16 protein-coding genes are annotated in these 18,974 nt (G+C 69.9%); 5 read left to right on the top strand and 11 right to left on the bottom strand.

Going from position 1 to position 18,974, the window contains the following annotated elements; translation table 11 throughout:
- Positions 1–34 precede the first annotated feature (34 nt).
- Positions 35–1,156 carry a GDSL-type esterase/lipase family protein gene (locus ACQEV1_RS24195; protein ID WP_433396291.1) on the top strand — a complete coding sequence of 374 codons (1,122 nt, stop codon included), beginning with the start codon at positions 35–37 and terminating at the stop codon, positions 1,154–1,156.
- 181 nt (positions 1,157–1,337) lie between these two features.
- Here ACQEV1_RS24195 and ACQEV1_RS24190 read toward each other — a convergent pair whose 3' ends face one another.
- The 7 genes from ACQEV1_RS24190 to ACQEV1_RS24160 form a co-directional block, all read right to left on the bottom strand.
- The gene (locus ACQEV1_RS24190; RefSeq protein WP_433396289.1) at positions 1,338–1,928 is read right to left on the bottom strand and encodes an ADP-ribosyltransferase; all 591 of its coding nucleotides are present in this window, start codon (positions 1,926–1,928) and stop codon (positions 1,338–1,340) included.
- Between the two features lie 31 nt (positions 1,929–1,959).
- Positions 1,960–3,132, bottom strand: a complete 1,173-nt coding sequence (locus ACQEV1_RS24185; RefSeq protein WP_433396287.1) for an acyltransferase family protein — start codon at positions 3,130–3,132, stop codon at positions 1,960–1,962.
- Entirely contained in the window at positions 3,132–4,520 is a 1,389-nt protein-coding gene (locus ACQEV1_RS24180; protein ID WP_433396285.1) for an ATP-binding cassette domain-containing protein, read from the bottom strand. Before ACQEV1_RS24180 ends, ACQEV1_RS24185 begins: the two co-directional genes overlap by 1 nt.
- 2 nt (positions 4,521–4,522) lie before the next feature.
- Positions 4,523–5,419 (bottom strand): ABC transporter permease, encoded by an 897-nt coding sequence (locus tag ACQEV1_RS24175; protein WP_285619016.1) that lies wholly within the window; start codon positions 5,417–5,419, stop codon positions 4,523–4,525.
- A gap of 64 nt (positions 5,420–5,483) precedes the next feature.
- A complete protein-coding gene (locus ACQEV1_RS24170) occupies positions 5,484–7,388 on the bottom strand; it encodes a glycosyltransferase (protein ID WP_433396283.1) in 1,905 nt (634 codons plus the stop codon).
- Positions 7,385–8,533, bottom strand: coding sequence for a UDP-galactopyranose mutase (glf, locus tag ACQEV1_RS24165; protein WP_433396281.1), 1,149 nt, complete (start codon positions 8,531–8,533; stop codon positions 7,385–7,387). Before glf ends, ACQEV1_RS24170 begins: the two co-directional genes overlap by 4 nt.
- Positions 8,523–9,392 carry a glycosyltransferase gene (locus ACQEV1_RS24160; protein WP_285619020.1) on the bottom strand — a complete coding sequence of 290 codons (870 nt, stop codon included), beginning with the start codon at positions 9,390–9,392 and terminating at the stop codon, positions 8,523–8,525. The genes glf and ACQEV1_RS24160 overlap by 11 nt, the downstream gene beginning before the upstream one ends.
- 168 nt (positions 9,393–9,560) lie before the next feature.
- On the opposite strand from ACQEV1_RS24160, the gene ACQEV1_RS24155 reads away from it, so the two are divergent.
- Positions 9,561–10,418: a glycosyltransferase gene (locus ACQEV1_RS24155; RefSeq protein ID WP_433396279.1), complete on the top strand. Its 858-nt coding sequence runs from the start codon at positions 9,561–9,563 to the stop codon at positions 10,416–10,418.
- On the opposite strand, the gene ACQEV1_RS24150 is transcribed toward ACQEV1_RS24155, so the two are convergent.
- Entirely contained in the window at positions 10,393–11,898 is a 1,506-nt protein-coding gene (locus ACQEV1_RS24150) for an LCP family protein (protein WP_433396277.1), read from the bottom strand. The two genes, ACQEV1_RS24155 and ACQEV1_RS24150, sit on opposite strands and share 26 nt — an antisense overlap.
- A 267-nt stretch (positions 11,899–12,165) precedes the next feature.
- On the opposite strand from ACQEV1_RS24150, the gene ACQEV1_RS24145 reads away from it, so the two are divergent.
- The 3 genes from ACQEV1_RS24145 (at position 12,166) to ACQEV1_RS24135 (ending at position 16,207) form a co-directional block, all read left to right on the top strand.
- Positions 12,166–12,942, top strand: coding sequence for a cyclase family protein (locus ACQEV1_RS24145; protein WP_285619024.1), 777 nt, complete (start codon positions 12,166–12,168; stop codon positions 12,940–12,942).
- On the top strand, positions 12,939–14,585 hold the full coding sequence (locus ACQEV1_RS24140) for a thiamine pyrophosphate-binding protein (RefSeq protein WP_285619025.1): 1,647 nt from the start codon (positions 12,939–12,941) through the stop codon (positions 14,583–14,585). Before ACQEV1_RS24145 ends, ACQEV1_RS24140 begins: the two co-directional genes overlap by 4 nt.
- A 431-nt stretch (positions 14,586–15,016) precedes the next feature.
- The gene (locus tag ACQEV1_RS24135) at positions 15,017–16,207 is read left to right on the top strand and encodes an IS110 family transposase (RefSeq protein WP_433396274.1); all 1,191 of its coding nucleotides are present in this window, start codon (positions 15,017–15,019) and stop codon (positions 16,205–16,207) included.
- 250 nt (positions 16,208–16,457) lie between these two features.
- Here the strand turns inward: ACQEV1_RS24135 and ACQEV1_RS24130 are convergent, their stop codons facing one another.
- Genes ACQEV1_RS24130 through ACQEV1_RS24120 form a run of 3 tightly spaced genes read right to left on the bottom strand, consistent with a single transcriptional unit; the run spans position 16,458 to position 18,868 of the window.
- On the bottom strand, positions 16,458–17,069 hold the full coding sequence (locus ACQEV1_RS24130) for an isochorismatase family cysteine hydrolase (protein WP_285619026.1): 612 nt from the start codon (positions 17,067–17,069) through the stop codon (positions 16,458–16,460).
- Positions 17,070–17,120: 51 nt separating this feature from the next.
- Positions 17,121–18,041, bottom strand: a complete 921-nt coding sequence (locus tag ACQEV1_RS24125) for an MBL fold metallo-hydrolase (RefSeq protein WP_433396272.1) — start codon at positions 18,039–18,041, stop codon at positions 17,121–17,123.
- A gap of 2 nt (positions 18,042–18,043) precedes the next feature.
- A complete protein-coding gene (locus ACQEV1_RS24120; RefSeq protein WP_433396270.1) occupies positions 18,044–18,868 on the bottom strand; it encodes an enoyl-CoA hydratase/isomerase family protein in 825 nt (274 codons plus the stop codon).
- Positions 18,869–18,974: the final 106 nt, after the last annotated feature.

The following is an 18,974-nucleotide window of genomic DNA, read 5'->3' as shown; positions in this document are numbered from 1 at the left end:
CCGTGAGCGCCTCCTACCCCCGGGAACGCCCTTCGTGACGCGCCTGGTCCGGACCCTCCTCGCCACGGTCGCGTCGCTGCTCTGCCTCGCGGCCTGTGCCGGTGTGCGCATGACGGCGAGCGGGGACGGTCCGCACCGCGAGCCGCTGGCCGCGCCGAAGGCCGATCCGGCGGTGTTCCCGACACGCGTGATGCCGCTCGGCGACTCGATCACCGACGGGTTGCAGTCGCTGGGCGGTTACCGCAGCGACCTGTGGCAGTACATGAAGGCCGACGGGAGGAAGGTCGACTTCGTCGGCTCGCGGTCGAGCGGCCCGCCGCAGCTCGCCGACCGCGACAACGAGGGCCATCCCGGCTGGCGCATCCACCAGCTGACGACGCACACCCGCGACTGGCTGTTGAAGTACCGGCCCGACGTCGTGCTCCTGCAGATCGGCACCAACGACGTCATCCAGCGCCGCGACCTGCGCGCCGCGCCCGCGCGGCTGGCCGCGCTGGTCGACCTGATCACCACGACGACGCCGACCGCGCAGGTGTACGTCGCGACGATCACGCCGCTGGCCGGCCGGGCGAACGAAGCGCGGGCCCGCGCGTACAACGCCGCGATCCCGGCGATCGTCGCGGCGAGGGCGTCCGCGGGCCGCCACGTCCACCTGGTCGACATGCACGCGGCGCTGGGCAAGGACGACCTGTTCGCCGACGGCATCCATCCGACGAACGGCGGCTACGCGAAGATGGCCGCGCGCTGGTACTCCGCCATCACCGGCGAGCCGATGACCCGGTGGGAGGCGGAGTCGCCGTCGTACGCGACGGTCAGCGACGGCGAACGGCTGGAGACCGCCAACGCCTCCGGCGACGGCAAGGTCGGCTATCTCGCGGCGGCGGGCAGCTTCCTGCAGTTCACCCTGGAGATGCCGCGGACCGGTCGCTACCGCCTCTACGTACGGGCGGGCAACGGCACGGGCGAGCCGTGCGAACAGCGACTGACCGTGAACGGCCGGGAGGACGGGCGACTGCGCTACCCGGCGTACGGCTGGGACCGGTGGACCATCACCGCGGCCGACGTCGCCCTGAACGCCGGCCGCGACACACTGCGCCTCACCAGGGCGACCTGCAGCGCCGAGATCGACGCCATCGCCCTCGCCCCGGCCCGCTAGGCCGTGGGCGTCCCTCACCTCGTTTCGGCCGCGCCTCAGGGACATCTTCACCCGCGGGCCGGGCGCTTCACCGCGCTCGCCCGCCTCCTCGCGTCCCTGTGAACGCGACGAGACCATCGCCCGAGGAGACGGAGCGGATGGTACTGCCTCTTCCCAGGTCGGCGAAGGCCGGCTTGTCCTGTCAGTCGGGAAGCACCCATCCGTAGACGTGCCATTGTCGCTCGCGGCGAAGCACGTCCTCGGCGAACCAGGACCTTCCCGCGTCGAGCAGCAACTCGTGTTCACCCATTTTGCTGATCGGCTCGATGTAGAACCCCGGGGTGCCCTCCGGGACACGTAGATGCAGAATGATGTCGCGCTCGTACGCCGGACGGTCGCCCAGATTGGTCGACAGGAAAGCCGGATCTCGCTGAATAGTTCCGGGAAGTTCCTCGATCGGCACCGTGAAAATACCGGGCTTCATCTTGACCGCGCGAAAAACATCGATCGTGTCCGGCACCGGCCGGAGCCGCATCACCTCGCGGATGGCCTGGATCTGAGCTAGTGTCGATTCCCTTATGGTCGGCGCCATGCTCCAGACCTGCTCCAGGCGATCGAAGTAGTCGGCATCTCGCAGGTATCTGTTGATGTAGCGCTCATTCGAGCTGTACGTGTCGATGGCCATGTAGTGCCTGCCAGCCATTTTTTCGACGTATTCCCCCCATATTCTGTCACCGTACGATGGGCTGACCGACCGCGAGCCGAAAGGCGCTGACGCGAACGACTGTGACATGCGGACAGAAAAAAGCGGATGCCTCTCGGCATCATGACTTGTCGGCGGTACGGATCCTCGTCAGCGCCGCCTTCAGCCTGGGGCGCAGCAGGCGCTGGGCCGGGCGTTCGATCAGCACGTGGATCAGGTACGACGCCACGAGCGCGGTCACGATGAGCACGGCGAGCACCTCCCAGCGGCCCATGTGCGGCAGCAGGCGCGGGACGAACGTGCGGGAGACCGTCTGGTGGACCAGGTACAGCGGGTAGGTCAGCAGGCCGAGTACGGTGAGACCGCGCCAGCGCAGCCACGACAGCCGGTGCGTCGCGACCAGGGCCATGACGGCGAACACCACGGTCACCCCGGCCGGGATGATGTACAGCGAGTGCGGCGCCGCGGTGAAGTCGGGGAAGTTGTACTTGACGTCGTAGTAGCAGCCGAGCGCCCACGAGAGGGCGATCAGCAGCCAGACGATGATGTTCGACCCGTACCGGTAGATGAGGAAGAAGCCCATCCCGGCCACGAAGAACGGCGCGTACCGCCACAGCAGGACGACCTTGAGGAAGTTCTCCCCCGACTCCAGCGCGAAGACGCTGAACATCAGCCAGCCCGTCATGAAGGCCACGCACCGGTTGAACGTGATCCCCCACCAGGTGAACAGCGCGATCAGCACGTAGAAGTGCAGCTCGACGTAGAGGGTCCAGTAGACGACCTCCATGCGCTGGGAGCCGACGCCCTCCTGCAGCATGGTCAGGTTCGGCAGGAACCGCTTGAGCGGGCCGTCGGTGTTCGGGCCGAAGGACACCCACGAGTCGAACGCCAGGTACGCGGCGAGCGACAGCACCACGCCGACCCAGTACGCCGGGAACAGCCGCAGGAAACGCGACACCATGAAGTCTCCCGGCCTGCGGCCCCACGCGCTCAGCAGGATGACGAACCCGCTGATGAGGAAGAACAGCTCGACGCCCAGGAAGCCGTACCGGGTGAACGGCGCCAGCCCGGGGAAGATCCGCCGGGCGTTGCCGCCGGGCCACTCCGGGGCCGGCACGCCGGTGTAGTGGTGCAGCATGACCACCGCCGCGGCGACGAAGCGCAGCACGTCGAGCTCGCGGAGCCGGCCCATGGCGCGACGCTCGGCCTGCGCCGGCGAGGTCTCCTCCGACGGCGTCCGCGTCGGCACCGCCTCCGTCGGCACCGCGTCGGACCGCGTCGTCCCGGCGTCCATCAGATACCCGTGATTCGCACGATGACCTGCTCGTTCCCCTCGGTGAACCCCTCGTAGTCGAACCGCACGCCCGACGCGGACACGAACTCCTCCCACGCCCGGTACTCGTGCTCCCGCCAGCCCGGATAGCCGAAGAACTCGTCGAAGACGATCACCGTGCCCACGCTCAGCCGGGGGCCGAGGTGCGTGAGGACGGTACGGGCCGAGGAGTACAGGTCGGCGTCGACGTGCACGAACGCCACCGGCTCGGGATGCTCGGCGAGGAAGCCCGGAAGCGTGTCCTCGAACAGCCCGGCGACGAGTTCGGCGCCGAGGACCTCCGGCGGCTCGTCGACGGCGAAGTGGCCGGCCGGGAACCCCTCACGCCAGTCTTCCGGCAGCCCCGCGAACGAGTCGAAGCCGAAGACGTTCTTGCCCTCGCGCGCCTCGGCGACGACCGCGAGCGTGCCGCCGGTGTGCACGCCGAACTCCAGCGCCATGCCGTCCTGCCCGGCGGCGAGCGACAGGGCGTACTCCAGCGTCGCGCGCGGGTCCGGCAGGCGCGGCGCGTCGGGCATGATCTCCCGGACGAGCAGTTCGGCCTCGGCCCGCGCCACGTCGTCGGCCGGCAGCGCGGCGAGCGTCGCCTCCTCGCGGGCGCGCCTCCGCTGCTCGGCCTCCAGCGGCGTCGCGGGCGGCGCGAGGAAGTCGACCGCGCCCTCGATGCCGCCCTCGTACGCGGTGCGGCCGCGCTCCAGCACGACGCCGCGCCCGCAGACCCGCTCCAGCGTTCCCATGTCGTGGGAGACGATGACGAGCGTGCGGCCCTCGGCGTGGAACTCCTTGATGCGTTCGAGGCACTTCTTCTGGAACGGCGGGTCGCCGACCGCGAGCACCTCGTCGACGAGGAAGATCTCCGGGTCGGTGTGCACGGCGACGGCGAACCCGAGCCGCATGAACATGCCGGAGGAGTAGAACTTCACCTGCGTGTCGAGGAAGTCCTCGATCTCGGAGAACGCCACGATCTCGTCGTAGCGCGCCTCGGTCTCGGCCTTGGTCATGCCGAGGATGGCGGCGTTGAGGAAGATGTTCTCCCGCCCGGTGAGGTCCGGGTGCAGTCCCGCGCCGACCTCGATCAGGCCGGCCACCCGGCCCCGTACGCGCACCGACCCCGCGTCCGGCTGCATGACGCCGGAGATGAGCTTGAGCAGCGTGCTCTTGCCCGAGCCGTTGAGGCCCATGAGGGCCAGCGACTCCCCCTGCGCGACCGTGAGCGACACCTCGTCCAGCGCGGTGAACCGCTCGGACAGGCTCTGCCGGCGCACCGCCCGTACGGTGATCTCCTTGATGGAGTGCGCGTGCCGCAGGGTGAAGTGCTTGGACACCCCGTCGACGACGATCGATTCCATCTTCAGAGCTCCTGGGCGAAGCGCCGCTGCAGGCGGGCGAAGACGAGCTGGGCCACGGCCAGCAGCAGCAGCGCGGCGAGCAGGCTCACCAGCCCGCGGACGGTCAGGTGGTAGGGGAAGGCGAGCAGGCCGCCGGGCAGGGCCGGCGCGCCGTTGGGCAGGGTGGCGGCCTGGTCGTTGGTGGGCCACCAGAACGCCCGCTCGAACAGCAGCACCGCGCTCGTCAGCGGGTTGGCCAGGTACACCTGGAGCGGCCAGCCGCCGTGCGCCGCCTCCTGCACGGTCGTCCACGGGTAGATCATCGGGACCGACCAGGGGACGACGATGTTGATGATGTCCACGACCTGCCCGAAGTCGCGGAAGAAAACGTTCACCGCGGCGAACAGCAGGCCGAACGCCATGGCCAGGGCCGCGACGATGGCGAACGCCAGGACGATCGAGCCGGTCGCGACCCATGACGGCGTCCACCCGGCCCAGACGGCGCCGCCCATGAGCACGCCCAGCGCCGGCAGCATGTGCACGCCGGACACCAGCATCGAGGAGACCGGGAACAGCTCGCGCGGCAGGTAGACCTTCTTCACGAGCGAGGCGTTGCCGACGACCGACCACGCCGTCGTGATCAGCGTCTCGGTGAAGAAACTGACCAGCACCATCCCGGAGAACAGGAACACCGGGAAGTTCGGGATCGCCTTGCTCATCTTCAGGAAGATGCCGACGACGAAGAAGTAGACCGCGAAGTTGACCGCCGGCCGCACGTAGGACCAGCCGAGCCCGAGCAGCGACCCCTGGTAGCGGCTGCGCAGCTCCCGCCGGACGAGCAGGCGCAGGAGGTAGCGCCGCCGCACGACGTCGTGCAGCCCGCCCCCGCGACCGGGAGCGACCAATGGCGGTACTGTCACGGGGCCTCCTTCGTCAGCCCCGTGACGAACGTGCTGTGCTTCCCGGTTCTCTCGCTCCGCTCGGTCACGTATCCTCCCGGCGGGCGGCCTCGAACGTCTCCCGCCACTGGTCGACGGACGCGAGCTCGGGGATCGCCTCGCGGTAGCGCCGGCTCAGCTCGGGCCACTCGCGCATGAGCCGCGCGTGCAGGGCCATGTTCCGCTGCACGAGCGACCGGAACCGCTTCGGGTCGCGCTGGTACCAGGCCGCCTTCGTGCCGTCGGCCGAGGACACCAGGGCGCTGTCGTACCGCGACAGCAGCCACCACGTCTGGTCGACGTGCGGCACCGCGACCTCGGGGTGCTCGCGTGAGTAGGAGTCGACCGGCCGGAGCTGGCGCGCCGCCCCGGACAGGGCCGTCCGGATCATCGCCCGCCGCCCTTCGGGGGCCACCGGCGCGCGGCCCTTCTTCGGCGGCCTGCGGCGTTTGATCTCGGGGAACTCGTCGACGTCCGGCTCGGCGCGCGCGTCGGTGAAGCCCGCGCGCAGGGCGCGCAGCTCGGCCATCTTCGTCGTCATCGACCGGTGCAGCTCCGCGGGGCCGCGCAGCACGTCCTCGACCGCCCTGAGCATCAGTTCGGCCGTGGAGTACTGCATGGCGAGCGCGTGCTTGGTGGCGATGAACAGGCTCTCCTTGAGCATGTTGCCGCCCCGCGCGTACGGGGAGTACATCAGCGCGGTGATGAGGCGGTTCCGCTCGGTGAAGTAGGCCTGCCAGTCGAGCGTGTCGTCCTTGGAGTGCCAGGGCACGTGCCAGACCGCCGCCCCCGGCAGGGAGACGGTGGGGAACCCCGCCTCGCGGGCCCGCACGCCGTACTCGATGTCGTCCCACTTGATGAAGAACGGCAGCGACAGGCCGACCTTGCGGATCACGTCGAGCGGGATCAGGCACATCCACCAGGCGTTGTAGTCGACGTCGACGCGCCGGTGCAGCCACGGGGTCTCGCGCAGCGGGTGGGCGGCCAGGTCGTGGCCGAGGAAGGTGTGCGGGGCCGGCGTCATCCACCAGCGGTAACGGGCGATCGTCTCGCCGAAGACGTGCAGCACCGACCGGTGGAAGATGTCCATCATGTGGCCGCCGACGATCGTCGGCGTACGGGCGAGGTCGGCGAACACGACGGCGCGCAGGACGCCTTCGGGCTCGACCACGACGTCGTCGTCCAGGAGCAGGACGTAGTCGCTGCGGCCGGCGTCGAGGGTCTCGGTCATCGCGCGGGAGAACCCACCGGAGCCGCCGATGTTGCCCTGGTCGATGAGCCGGAGCCGCCCGCCCAGCGCCCGCTCGGCCGCCGCGAAGTCCGGCCGGTCCGCCACCCGCCGGGTGCCCTGGTCGATCACGAAGATCTCGTCGATGACGTCCAGGACGTCGCTCGCCTCGCCGAGCGCGTGGAGCTGGTCGACACAGTAGTCCGGCCGGTTGAAGGTGGTGATGCCGATGCTGGCGCTGCCGTGCGGCCGGTCGGCGTCGGCGCACCACTCGGCGCGGTCGAGCACGACCTCGCGGTCGCCGGCGGCGACGTCGAACCAGTACCAGCCGCCGTCGATGAACGGCTCCAGCGGCAGCTCCAGCTCACGGTCGACGGCCGTGTCCGCGTCGACCTCGAGCTGGGTGACGCGCTGGGTGAAGCCCTTGCCGGTCGAGCGGTAGACCACCACGATGGCGTCGCCCCGCAGCCGCAGGCGCAGGCGTACCGACTCCACGACGGTCCAGCGACGCCAGTAGCTCGCCGGGAACGCGTTGAAGTAGGTGCAGAACGAGGCCCGGCCGCCGGGGGCGACGACGACGCCGCGGCGCCCGGCGATCCGCACCTCGCGGGCGCCCGGGCCCGCGGTGGCCGTCCCGCCCCGTCCGCCCCGGCTCTCGACGTACAGCTTCTGCACGTCGAGGTCGCGGTCGGCGGGCAGCACGACCCGCTGCAGAACTCTCATCTGGCCCCCTTGGTGCCGCGGGCCGCGAAGTGCGGGCGCAGGCGGTTGTCGTACATGGTCAGCGCCGACGCGATCGCCATGTGCATGTCGAGGTACTGGTACGTGCCGAGGCGGCCGCCGAACCACACGCCCTTCTCGGCGCGGGCGAGCTCCCGGTAGCGGACGAGCTTGGCCCGGTCGGCGGCGGTGTCGATCGGGTAGTACGGCTCGTCGCCCGCGTCGGCGAACCGGGAGTACTCCCGGACGATCACGGTGCGGTCCGGCGGGTACTCGCGCTCGGGATGGAAGTGGCGGAACTCGTGGATCCGCGTGTACGGCACGTCCTCGTCGGCGTAGTTCATCACCGGCGTGCCCTGGAAGTCGCCGGTCGCCACGACCTCGGGCGCGAAGTCGAGGGTGCGCCAGCCCAGCCGCCCCTCGGCGTGGTCGAAGTAGCGGTCCAGCGGGCCGGTGTAGACGACCGGGACGTTGCCGGCGGCGTCCAGGTCGAAGAAGTCGGTGCCGAGGCGCACCTCGATGTTCGGGTGATCGGCCATGCGTTCGAGCCAGGAGGTGTAGCCGCCGGTCGGCAGGCCCTCGTACCGGTCGTTGAAGTAGCGGTCGTCGAAGGTGTACCGCACCGGCAGCCGCGTGATGATCTCCGGGGGCAGCTCGCGCGGATCGGTCTGCCACTGCTTGGCCGTGTACCCGCGGATGAACGCCTCGTACAGCGGGCGGCCGACCAGCGAGATCGCCTTCTCCTCCAGGTTGCGCGGGTCGGTGACCTCGGCGGCCTGCGCGGCGACGAGCGCGCGCGCCTCGTCCGGGGACATGACACGGCCGAAGTACGCGCAGATGGTGCCCAGGTTGATCGGCATCGGGTAGACGCGGCCCTTGAAGACCGTGAAGACCCGGTGCCGGTAGCCGGTGAAGGAGGTGAACCGGTTGACGTACTCCCACACGCGCTCGTTGGAGGTGTGGAACAGGTGGGCGCCGTAGCGGTGCACCTCGATGCCGGTCGAGGGTTCGGTCTCGCTGTAGGCGTTGCCGCCGACGTGGTCGCGGCGCTCGACCACGAGCACGCGCAGCCCCAGGTCGCGGGCGCAGCGCTCGGCCACGGTGAGGCCGAACAGGCCGGAGCCCGCGATGACCAGATCAGCGTTCACCGACATCCCCGGGAAGGACGGCCGGCGTCTCGCGCGCCCCTCTCGGGGCCACGAACCGCCGGTACAGCGGACGGCGGATCCACGCCGGCGTCAGCCGGTATCCGCCGCGGACACTCACGTTGCGGACGTACTGGGCGCGGGTGGTGAACCCGCCGCGCAGCAGTTCGCGCTGCAGCCGCAGCTCGGCGCGCAGTAGTGCCATGCCGCCGCGCCGCTCGTACGCCCCGTCGCCCACGCGGTAGTACACCAGCGGCTCGGGCAGGTTCACGACCGTCGCGCCGGTGGCGATCATACGGGCGAAGAGCCAGTAGTCCTCCATCAGCGGCAGATCGCCGTAGCCGCCCGCCGCGAGCACGGCGCGCCGCCGGTACACCACGGTCGGGTGGTTGAAGGGGTCGTGCAGGCGGGCGTACCTGGCGATGTCGGCGGGCGCGGACACCGGCGTGCGCCGGCCCACGATGTCCTGCCGGTCCGTGCCGAACTCCAGCATGCCCGCGCCGACCAGGTCCGCGCCCTCCTCGATGACCGGAAGCTGGACCGCGAACCGCTGCGGCATCGCGATGTCGTCGGCGTCCATGCGGGCCACGACGTCGTGCCGGCTGGCCGCGAGCCCCTCGTCCAGCGCGACGCCGAGGCCGGCGTTGCGCTCGAGGCGCAGGAACGTCACCTCCACCGGGCTGCCCGCCCGTACCTCCGCCAGGCACGCGTCGAGCTCCGCCGAGACCGGACCGTCCTGCACGAGGACGACCTGCTCGGGGCGGCGGGTCTGCGCGTCCACCGCGCTGCGGAAGGCGTCGCGGACATAGTCCGCGCGGTCCCCCGCGTAGACGGTGAGGAGGAGCGAGAAGGGTTCGGCCATGCATCCATCTCGAAGGGCGATGTTCCTGGTACGGAAGAGCTGGGGCCAGTTAGGCGGAATGCATCTTATGCTAAGTTTGCGGACTCACTTTCCAGGGTTTTACCGGCATTAAACGGTAATAGTGAGGTAACAGTAGGTACCAGGCTTAAGGACGCCTATGTCGCGTCCGTGGTTGTCACGTACGAGCGGCGTGATCTCCTGGCCCGCGCGCTCGCGGCGATCGACGCGCAGACCCGCCCGCCGGACGTGGTGATCGTCGTCGACAACGCCTCCACCGACGGCACCGCCGAACTGGTGCGCTCCCGTTTTCCCGCGGTCGACCTCCTCGCCCTGCCGTACAACACGGGTGGCGCCGGCGGCTTCGCGGCCGGCATCGCGCGGGCGCTCGACCTAGGCGCGACGGCGCTGTGGCTGATGGACGACGACACCCTCCCCCGGCCCTCGGCGCTGGAGGAGTTGCTGTCCACGTTCGGACAGCACCGGCCCGCGCTCGCCGCCAGCCGGGTGCTGTGGACCGACGGGCGCGACCATCCGATGAACACGCCGCGCTCGCGGCCGTCGGACGTCGCCGGTCACCCGCGCGTCCGCTCGGCCTCGTTCGTGTCGGTTCTGCTCGACGCCACCGTCGTACGGGAGTGCGGGCCGCCGGTGGCGGACTACTTCCTGTGGAACGACGACTTCGAGTACACGCTGCGGCTGCTGCGCGGGCGGCTCGGCCTGCTGTGCCCGCGCAGCGTCGTGGTGCACCACACGGCCGCGCCGGTGTTCGACGTGAGCACGCGTTTCTTCCACGAGGTGCGCAACAAGGTGTGGCTGTTCACCCGCAGCCGGTGCCTGGGGCCGGGCGAGCGGCTGCTGTACGCCGGGGCGACGCTGCGGCGGTGGGCCCGCGCGTTCGCCCGGTCGTCCGGCCGGGGCCGGCTGGTGCGCGAGCTGGTCCGCGGCCTGTGGGCCGGGGTCCGGTCCGGACCCCGGCCCAACGCCGTGGTGCTTCCGGCGGCTAGCAGGGAACCTGGTCGGCCTTGATCTCGCCGTTGACCTTCGGGATCTCCGGGGTCACCTGAACGCCCGCCGGCGCGACGACCAGGGAGACCGTGCCCGGAGGCACCGTCGGGTCGGGCAGGATCCGCACGCCCGGGACGGCGACGCCCAGCGCGTCCGCCTGGCGCTCCGCGCCGGTGCCGTAGAGGATCTTGGTCTCCTGCTGCACGGGGCCCTTGGCCGCCGTCACCCGGAAGTGGCGGGCTCGCAGGTCCTTGACGACCTGCTTGGAGCCGTTGACGACGTGGACCTTCACCTCCTGGGGTTTGGGCTGCTCGGCCTGCGGTGGTGCCGGGGCGGGCGCGGGCAGCGCGTCGTCCTTGCGGATGGCGTCGAACAGCGGTTTGGCCTCGGCCGTGTTCCACTGCACGCGGTTCGGGTCCCTCGGGTAGACCTGGGTCGGGACGGTGACGAACCGCACGGTGCCCGCGGTCATCCCCCGCAGGCTCGTGGCCAGCTTGCGCATCGCCGACACGTTCAGCTTGTCGTCGGTCGCGATCGACTTGGTCACGGCGTTCAGGAACCGGTACGTCTTGGCCGGGTCGGTGAGCATGCTGGTGCTCGTGGCCTTGTTGACCACCGAGGCCATGAACTTCTGCTGCCGCTGGATGCGCTCCAGGTCCGAGCCGTCGCCCAGGCCGTACCTCGTCCGCACGTAGCCGAGGGCGTCGTTGCCCTTGACGACCTGGCGGCCGGCCTTGAGGTTGAGGTTGGCGCGCGGGTCGTACACCGCGTGCGGCACGCAGATCTCCACCCCGCCGAGGGCGTCGACGACCCGCTTGAAACCGGTGAAGTCGATCTTCACGTAGTGGTCGATGTGGATGTCGGTGGTGGACTCGATCGTCTTCCACGTGCAGGGCGCGCCCGCGTACGCGAAGGCGGAGTTGAGCATGCCGAAGTACGGCGCGACCTTCTGGCCGTTCTTCTTCGTGCAGCCGGGCACCTGGACCATGGAGTCGCGCGGGAAGCTGACGGCGACGGCGTGGTCGCGGTTGGGCGAGATGTGCAGCAGGATCGTCGTGTCGGAGCGCTCGCCGCTGATGTCGGGCGACCAGTAGGCCTTGTTCGCCCCGTCGCGGGAGTCCGAGCCGAGCAGCAGGATGTTCATCGACTTGTTCAGCTTGGCCGGGCGGTTGGCGCCGAGCTGGTCCTCGACGTGCTCCTTGTGGATGTTGCCCTGGAGACGCTCGTACAGGAACACGACGGTCCCGCCGGCGGCGAGCACGACGATCGCGGCGATGGCGGCGACCCACCGCAGGCCGCGGCGGCGCTTACGGCCGGGCGGCGCGGGCTCGGGCTCGGGCTCGGGTTTCGCCTCGTCGGCGTTCTCGGGTTCGTGCGCCCCGGTCTCCTCGGCCTCGTCCGGCTCCGTGGACTCGGCCTTGGGCTCGGTGGACTCGGGCGGGTCCGTCTCGGCCCGTGGGCCCGTTTCCTTGGCCGGGCCGTCGGCGTCGTTGTCCGCCATCACACCTCATCAGTCCGTTCGCAGGCCGTGGCCGTACGAGAAGTTCCGCTCACCCGTTGGACGCAGCACGACCGCGACTCGTTGTCCATAAGTCGGTAAAGCCGCCGATGGCAGACATTAACGGTCTACTGCGCGAAGCGCGGAATCCGGATGCTCAAGGTTTTCCACAGGACACTTCTCAGGCTGGCCGACGCCGTTCCGGTCCGGGTACGTTCGGGCCACTGCCCGCGGGGACGCCCTCCGCGTACGGGCCGGTGGGAGGACGCAATGTCGCTGCTCGCTCAACTGACCGCCGCGATCGGTGACGGCTCGATCGAGGTCATCGACCTGACCGCGCCGCTCTCGGAGGACACGCCGATCCTCCGGCTGCCGGAGCCGTTCGGCAACACGGTGCACTTCTCCCTGCGGGAGATCAGCCGGTACGACGACCGCGGGCCTGCCTGGTACTGGAACGACATCGTCACCGGAGAGCACACCGGCACCCACTTCGACGCCCCGGTGCACTGGATCACCGGCCGCGACGGCGACGACGTCTCCCAGGTGGCGCCGCGACGGCTCCTCGCCCCCGCGGTGGTGCTGGACGTCGCCGACCGGGTGGCCGGTGACCCCGACTTCCTGCTCGAGATCGACGACGTACGCGACTGGACGAAGGCCAACGGGCCGCTGCCCGAGGGCGGCTGGCTGCTCTACCGCACCGGCTGGGACGCGCGCTCAGGCGACCAGGACGCGTTCCTCAACGCCGACGAGAGCGGCCACTCGCACACACCGGGCATATCGGCGGAGTGCGCGCGCTGGCTGGCCGAGGAGACGCCGATCCTCGGGCTCGGAGTGGAGACGGTCGGCACCGACGCCGGAGGCGCGCCCGGACTGGACCCGCCGTTCCCCTGCCATTCGTTCCTGCTGGGCGCGGGGAAGTACGGGCTGACCCAGCTGCGCAACCTCGACCGCCTGCCCGTGCGCGGCGCCGCGGTGATCGCCTCACCGCTGCCGATCGTGGGCGGCTCGGGCAGCCCGGCCCGGGTTCTCGCCCTGGTCGAGCGTTGATCGTCGCGGAGGCGGTGGGCGAGGCGCTCATCGGCCTGGGCGTGCGCACGGTCTTCGGCGTCGTGGGCAGCGGCAACTTCCACGTCACCAACGCTCTGGTGGCGGGTGGGGCGCGGTTCGTCGCGGCCCGCCACGAGGGCGGGGCGGCCACGATGGCCGACGCGTTCGCGCGGGCGGGCGGCGGTGTGGGGGTGCTGTCCGTGCACCAGGGCCCCGGCCTGACCAACGCGCTCACCGGGATCACCGAGGCGGCCAAGAGCCGCACGCCGCTCCTCGTGCTGGCCGCCGAGACCGCCGGGTCGGCGGTGCGGTCCAACTTCCGCGTCGACCAGGCCGCACTGGCCGCCGCGGTCGGCGCGGTCCCCGAGCGGGTGCACTCCCCGTCCTCGGCCCTCGCCGACCTGGCCCGCGCCTGGCGCACCGCGGTCGTCGAACGCCGCACGGTCGTCCTGGGCCTGCCGCTCGACGTCCAGTCCGCCGAGCTCCCCGCCGCACCCGCTCCGACGTCCGGTCCGCCCGTCCCGTCCGTGCCCGTTCCCGGGCCGGAGGGGGTCGCGCGGCTGGCCGACGTCCTGGCCGGAGCCGAGCGTCCGGTGTTCCTGGCGGGCCGGGGCGCGCGCGGAGCGCGGGAGGCTCTCGTGGCGCTGGCCGCGCGCACCGGGGCGCTGCTCGCCACCTCCGCCGTGGCGCGCGGGCTGTTCCGCGGCGAGGAGTTCGACCTCGACGTGAGCGGGGGCTTCGCCTCGCCGGTGACGGCCGAGCTGGTGCGGGGCGCCGACGTGCTCGTCGGCTGGGGGTGTTCGCTGAACATGTGGACGCTGCGGCACGGCACCCTGGTCGGCGAGGACACGACGGTCGTCCAGGTCGATCTCGACACCGAGGCCCTCGGTGCCAACCGGCCGATCGACCTCGGGCTCGTCGGCGACGTCGCCGGCACCGCGGCGGCGGCCGAGGCGGAGCTGGCCCGGCGCGGCCACGCGTCCGACGGCGCCCGCTCCCCCGCGCTGGCCGCACGACTGGCCCGGGAGCGACGCTGGCGCGACATCCCCTACGACGACGACTCCGACGACGTCTCGATCGATCCCCGGACACTGTCCATCGCCCTGGACGACCTGCTGCCGGCCGAGCGCACGGTCGCGGTCGACTCCGGAAACTTCATGGGCTACCCGGCGATGTACCTCGAGGTCCCCGACGCTGACGGCCTGGTCTTCACCCAGGCGTACCAGTCGATCGGGCTCGGGCTGGCCACCGCCATCGGCGCGGCCATCGCCCGGCCGGACCGGCTGACCGTCGCCGCTTTGGGTGACGGCGGCGCGCTGATGAGCATCGCCGAGTTGGAGACGGCGGTACGCCTCGGGCTGGGCCTCGTCATCGTGGTCTACGACGACGAGGCGTACGGCGCGGAGGTCCACCACTTCGGCCCGCACGGCCACCGGCTCGACACGGTCCGGTTCCCCCCGGCGGACATCGCCGAGATCGGACGCGGCTTCGGCTGCACGGCGATCACCGCCCGCCGACGCGATGACCTCACCCCGCTGACCGACTGGCTCACCGGGCCCCGCGACCACCCCCTGCTGATCGACGCAAAGGTCACCCCCGGCCGCCCCGCCTGGTGGCTGGAGGAGGCCTTCCGAGGCCACTGACCACCCACCCACCGCACCGCACCCCGGCCAGTGCGCCCCACGCCCGGCCGACGGTGTAGCCGACGCCGCGTGCGCCCGCCTGCGAGGCCCACAGCGGCACCGCGCTCAGGCGCGGCCGGCACACCGCCGCTCGCGCGCAGGCGCCCCACCTGCGCCGCCTTCCGGGCCGCACCAGATGGGTGATTCCGAGGGCTTGGTGTCAGTGGTCCCTACCGTTGAAGCATCCGGCCCGGCATAGGGTTCGGATGCCCCGGGAGGGGCGGGTGTGGCTTTCAGTGGTCTGCCCATCGGTGGCTTCCAACGACTCGCCGCCCGCCTCTCCGTGACGGACTCGGCCTCTGATTGAAAGTTGCGAGCACATCGCTGTGTAGGGACCTGACGGCGAGGTCGTCTGCGGGCAGGGTCGGAACCACCACCGTGGGAGGCATGGGTTGGAACGCGCGTGGGCCGGCGTCGACATCGGCCGGGAACACCATCACGTCGCTGTGGTCGACATCGATGGTGAACGGGTGCTGTCGCGACGGATCGCCAACGACGAGGCTGCGCTGCTGGAGATGATCGGGCAGGTCCTGGCTCTGGCTGGACGGGTGACCTGGGCAATCGATCTGCATGGCAGCGAGTCGGCGTTGCTGCTGGCGCTGTTGCTCGATCACGGCCAGAACGTCGTCTACGTGCCTGGGATGACCGTCAACCGGGCCGCTGAGGGGTACCGGGGAGCGGGCAAGACCGATGCCAAGGACGCCTTGATCATCGCTGACCAGGCCCGGATACGCCTCGACCTGACGGTGCTGGATGCCGATGACGAGCTCATCGTCGAGCTGCGGCTGCTGGTGGCCCGCCGCCGGGACTTGGCCGCCGACCGCACCCGCGCGGTCAACCGGTTGCACGACCAGGTGCCGGCCATCTGCCCGGCACTGCAGCGTGCCTTGGACCTGACCAACCGCGGTCCGCTGGTGCTGCTGACCGGCTTTCAGACACCCGCGGCGCTGCGCGAGATCGGTGTCGCCGGTCTGACCGAATGGCTGCGTGTCCGCAGGGTCCGCGGCGCCGCCGCGCTGGCCGCCAAAGCGGTCACCTCTGCGAAGTCCCAGATGAGGGCGCTTCCTGGCGAGCAGATGGCCGCACGTCTGGTGGCCCAGCTCGCCGAGGGGGTGATCACCCTCACCGAGCAGATCAAGGACATCGACCAGCTCATCGAGGACCGGTTTCACCGCCACCTTTCCGCCGAGGTGATCACCAGCCTGCCGGGCATCGGTGTCCTGCTCGGTGCCGAGTTCCTGGCCGCCACCGGCGGTGACATGGATCGATTCGGCCCGGCCGACAAGCTTGCCAGCTTCGCCGGCGTCACACCCGTGCCCCGCGACTCCGGACGCGTCAGCGGCAACCTGCACCGACCCCAGCGCTACAACCGCGCACTGCAACGGGTGTTCTACACCTCCGCGCTGATCAGCGTCCGCTGCTGCCCGGACTCCCGGCGCTTCCACGACCGCAAGCGCGCCGAAGGCAAACGCCATACCCAGGCCGTGCTCGCCCTGGCCAGACGCCGCGTCAACGTCTTGTGGGCCCTGCTGCGCGATGGACGCATCTACCAACTCACGCCCCCGCTCGCTGCTGCGGCTTGACAACGTCATTGAGAGTCGTAGGCAGCCGGACGAGTCGGACCGGGCGAGAGGCGGGTGTTCCTCTCAAGGGGTTCTCCTGACAGGAGAATCGGCTGGGACCGGGTGAGGATGCCGCAACGGTCACGGCCGGCCAGCTACGCCAAGTGATCGAGCGTTTGATCGCAGCAGGCCGGTCGGCCGCGAAAGCAGAGGCGGTGCCGCCGCCGACAGTCGAGTACGGCAACGAGGGCACCCGGTCTGTCCCGGGTCTTCAAGCGGTGACGAGTTCGTCGGTGGTCACGATCGCATGTGCGAAGGTGGGCCCGTTGATCTCGTGGGCGGTATGCATCCCCTCACGGCTGAGGGCAGCAGTCGCATCCCTGACCAGGGTCGTGTGGTAGCCCAGCTCCGTCGCAGAACGCGAGGTGGACTCGATGCAGGTGTTGGCGAGCATGCCGACGGTCACGACGTGATCGATCCCACGCTGCCTGAGTTGGTGGTCCAGATCAGTGTTGGCGAAACCGCTCTGCGCCCAGTGCTCCTTGATTACGACGTCGCCCGGCTGGACCTGGAAATCGTCGTGGAAGGCACCGCCCCAGGTACCCTTGGCGAAGGTCTGAAGCTCGGCAGAGGCCACCTGGGTGGGGGTCGGGAACTTCCAATCCTCGTAGTCGCCCGGTTCCCAGCGGTGATGGGGCACGAAGAAAACCTGGACACCGACCCGCCGCGCGGTGTCCACGATGGTGCGCAGATGGTCCAGCGCATGCACTTCCCCGGCAACTTCCTTTAGCCGCGGCCACAGTTTGCCGTCCTCGCTGAGGAAGTCGTTGTAGGGGTCGACCAGCAGCAGGCCGGTCCTTGCCGGATCGTGATGAAAAGTCACAATGCACCTATACGCATTCAAATTCCGGCAATCGACCGGTTCGGATTGCTGTCACGATTTGGCGAACGGCGGGTAGCCGCTGGTGTAGGTCAGTTCGATCAGTTCGGTACGGGGGGCTGCCCGGGCCAGTGCGGCGCGGATCGGGCCGATGTCGGCGGGAATGGTGCGGCCGGGCAGGAAGTCGTCGTGGTGGCTGAGAATCACGCGTGCGGGATGGAGGAGCTGGGCCTGCCGGGTGATGAAGTCGGCGAGGCTGCCCTGGATCGGTTCGCCGTCGATGGTGGGCCTGCCGGTTGCAGCGAGGATGGCCACGTCGGGGCGTAGGTCGCGCAGGATTCCACTCCAGTGTCCAGAGGTGTCTTGGAACAGCAGGCGGCCTTGGCTGGTTTCGAACAGGTAGAGAAGTGCGCCGCCATCGCCGCGCGGGTGCTGGTTGCTGAGTTGGAAGTGGGCGAGCATCTGGGGAGAGAGGCCGGCCAGCCCGGTGGCCGGGGGCCGTTCGGCCTGTCGGACTTGGCGTTCCTGGTAGGTGAGCCACAGATCGCCCAGGCATGCTTCGTCGGATGCGGGGAATTGGTGGGTCCAGACCGAGGAATGCAAGCTGGGGTAGACCGCGACGGTCACGTCGGCCGACAGCCGGATGCGTTCGCCTCCGCTGACCGGTAGCAGTTGATCGTCGGGAACGCCCTCTCGTTCCATGATCCGGATGGTTTCGTGGCTGCCGATGATCGTGGCGCCGGTGCGCCGGGCGATGCGTTCCGCGCCCCACAAATGATCAAAATGGGAGTGGCCGATCACGATCCAGTCGGCTCTGTCGATATCGTCGGTGCGCACGTCGGGTCCCGGCGCACCGGGAAACCGATCGATGTAGGCATCGAGGAAGACGACCAGCTCGCCGACGGTCAGGCGGAAGGTCGCGCAGCCGTACCAATCCAGGGTCGCCTCGGCGGTGCCGCCATCATCGCCGGCCACTGCTAACCCCGATTTCCGGGCCGGTCCGTAAAGACGCCGAAGAGCTCATGGGCCATGCCGAAACCATGATCCTCCAGCAATCGCCGCCGGAAGGGGCGCTGGACGATGGCGTGGGTCAGGCGTCGCGTGGATCGGGGCCTGTCCATCATCGTCTGGGCGATCTGTCGTGCGCGAGGCAACAGATCGTCGGTGGGCAGCACCTCGTTGACCAGTCCCAGGTCCAGCGCCTTGCGAGCGTCGATCCGCTCGCTGGTGTACAAGGCATGAGCGGCCCGTTTGGGCCCCAGCAAGGATTGGAAGGCCAGTTGCAGACCGTCGCCCGGCGCCTGCCCGGCGGCGAAGTGCCCGTCGGAGAAGACCGCGTCCTCGGCGGCGAGTGTGATGTCGCAGAATAGGGCGAGCTCGGTGTGGAAGCCGGGACCGTTGACCACCCCGATGGTGGGGACATCGACTCCGAAGACAAGGTTCTCCAGGAGCTTCATCCCGTCGTAGTAGAGTTCGTGGGCGATATCGCCGGGCCATTCATGAAACGGCTGGGCGAAGGAGGCAGGGTCGATGCCGGCCAGCCACGCGTTACCGGTTCCCGTCAGGATCACGACCTCGTTGCGGGGGTCGTTGCCGATCTCCTGCCACGCCTGACCCCAAGCGTTGTGAAGTCCCAGGGAGTAGACGGCGGGGCCGCCCTTGGAGTGCATTCGTAGTTCTATGACCCCGCCGTTACGCTCTACGACAAAATGGTCGGAGTACTTATCTGCATACTCATCCAACGCCGGCCGCCCGACGAATCCGCCCAGACGGTCATGCCACTCATCCACTTCCTTGGGCATCGGCCCGCACCTCCAAATCCAACGCCCCTCGCTGACGCAAGGGACATAACCGGGGAGCGTCCCCGGTTCGATGCCAGTACAATATGGGGACACTCCCCGATTTGCA

Origin of the sequence: Actinoallomurus sp. CA-142502 (assembly GCF_050936355.1) — a bacterium.
Classification (GTDB): Bacteria; Actinomycetota; Actinomycetes; order Streptosporangiales; family Streptosporangiaceae; genus Actinoallomurus; species Actinoallomurus iriomotensis.
The sequence above is the reverse complement of the archived record's forward strand: the minus strand, read 5'-3'. Positions and strand labels throughout refer to the sequence as shown.

Bases quoted from the DNA above. Each gene is read 5' to 3' on its own strand.
- ACQEV1_RS24190 (WP_433396289.1), bottom strand. From the start codon at position 1,928: ATGTCACAGTCGTTCGCGTCAGCGCCTTTCGGCTCGCGGTCGGTCAGC.
- ACQEV1_RS24185 (WP_433396287.1), bottom strand. From the start codon at position 3,132: ATGGACGCCGGGACGACGCGGTCCGACGCGGTGCCGACGGAGGCGGTG.
- ACQEV1_RS24180 (WP_433396285.1), bottom strand. From the start codon at position 4,520: ATGGAATCGATCGTCGTCGACGGGGTGTCCAAGCACTTCACCCTGCGG.
- ACQEV1_RS24170 (WP_433396283.1), bottom strand. From the start codon at position 7,388: ATGAGAGTTCTGCAGCGGGTCGTGCTGCCCGCCGACCGCGACCTCGAC.
- ACQEV1_RS24160 (WP_285619020.1), bottom strand. From the start codon at position 9,392: ATGGCCGAACCCTTCTCGCTCCTCCTCACCGTCTACGCGGGGGACCGC.
- ACQEV1_RS24150 (WP_433396277.1), bottom strand. From the start codon at position 11,898: ATGGCGGACAACGACGCCGACGGCCCGGCCAAGGAAACGGGCCCACGG.
- ACQEV1_RS24145 (WP_285619024.1), top strand. From the start codon at position 12,166: ATGTCGCTGCTCGCTCAACTGACCGCCGCGATCGGTGACGGCTCGATC.
- ACQEV1_RS24120 (WP_433396270.1), bottom strand. From the start codon at position 18,868: ATGCCCAAGGAAGTGGATGAGTGGCATGACCGTCTGGGCGGATTCGTC.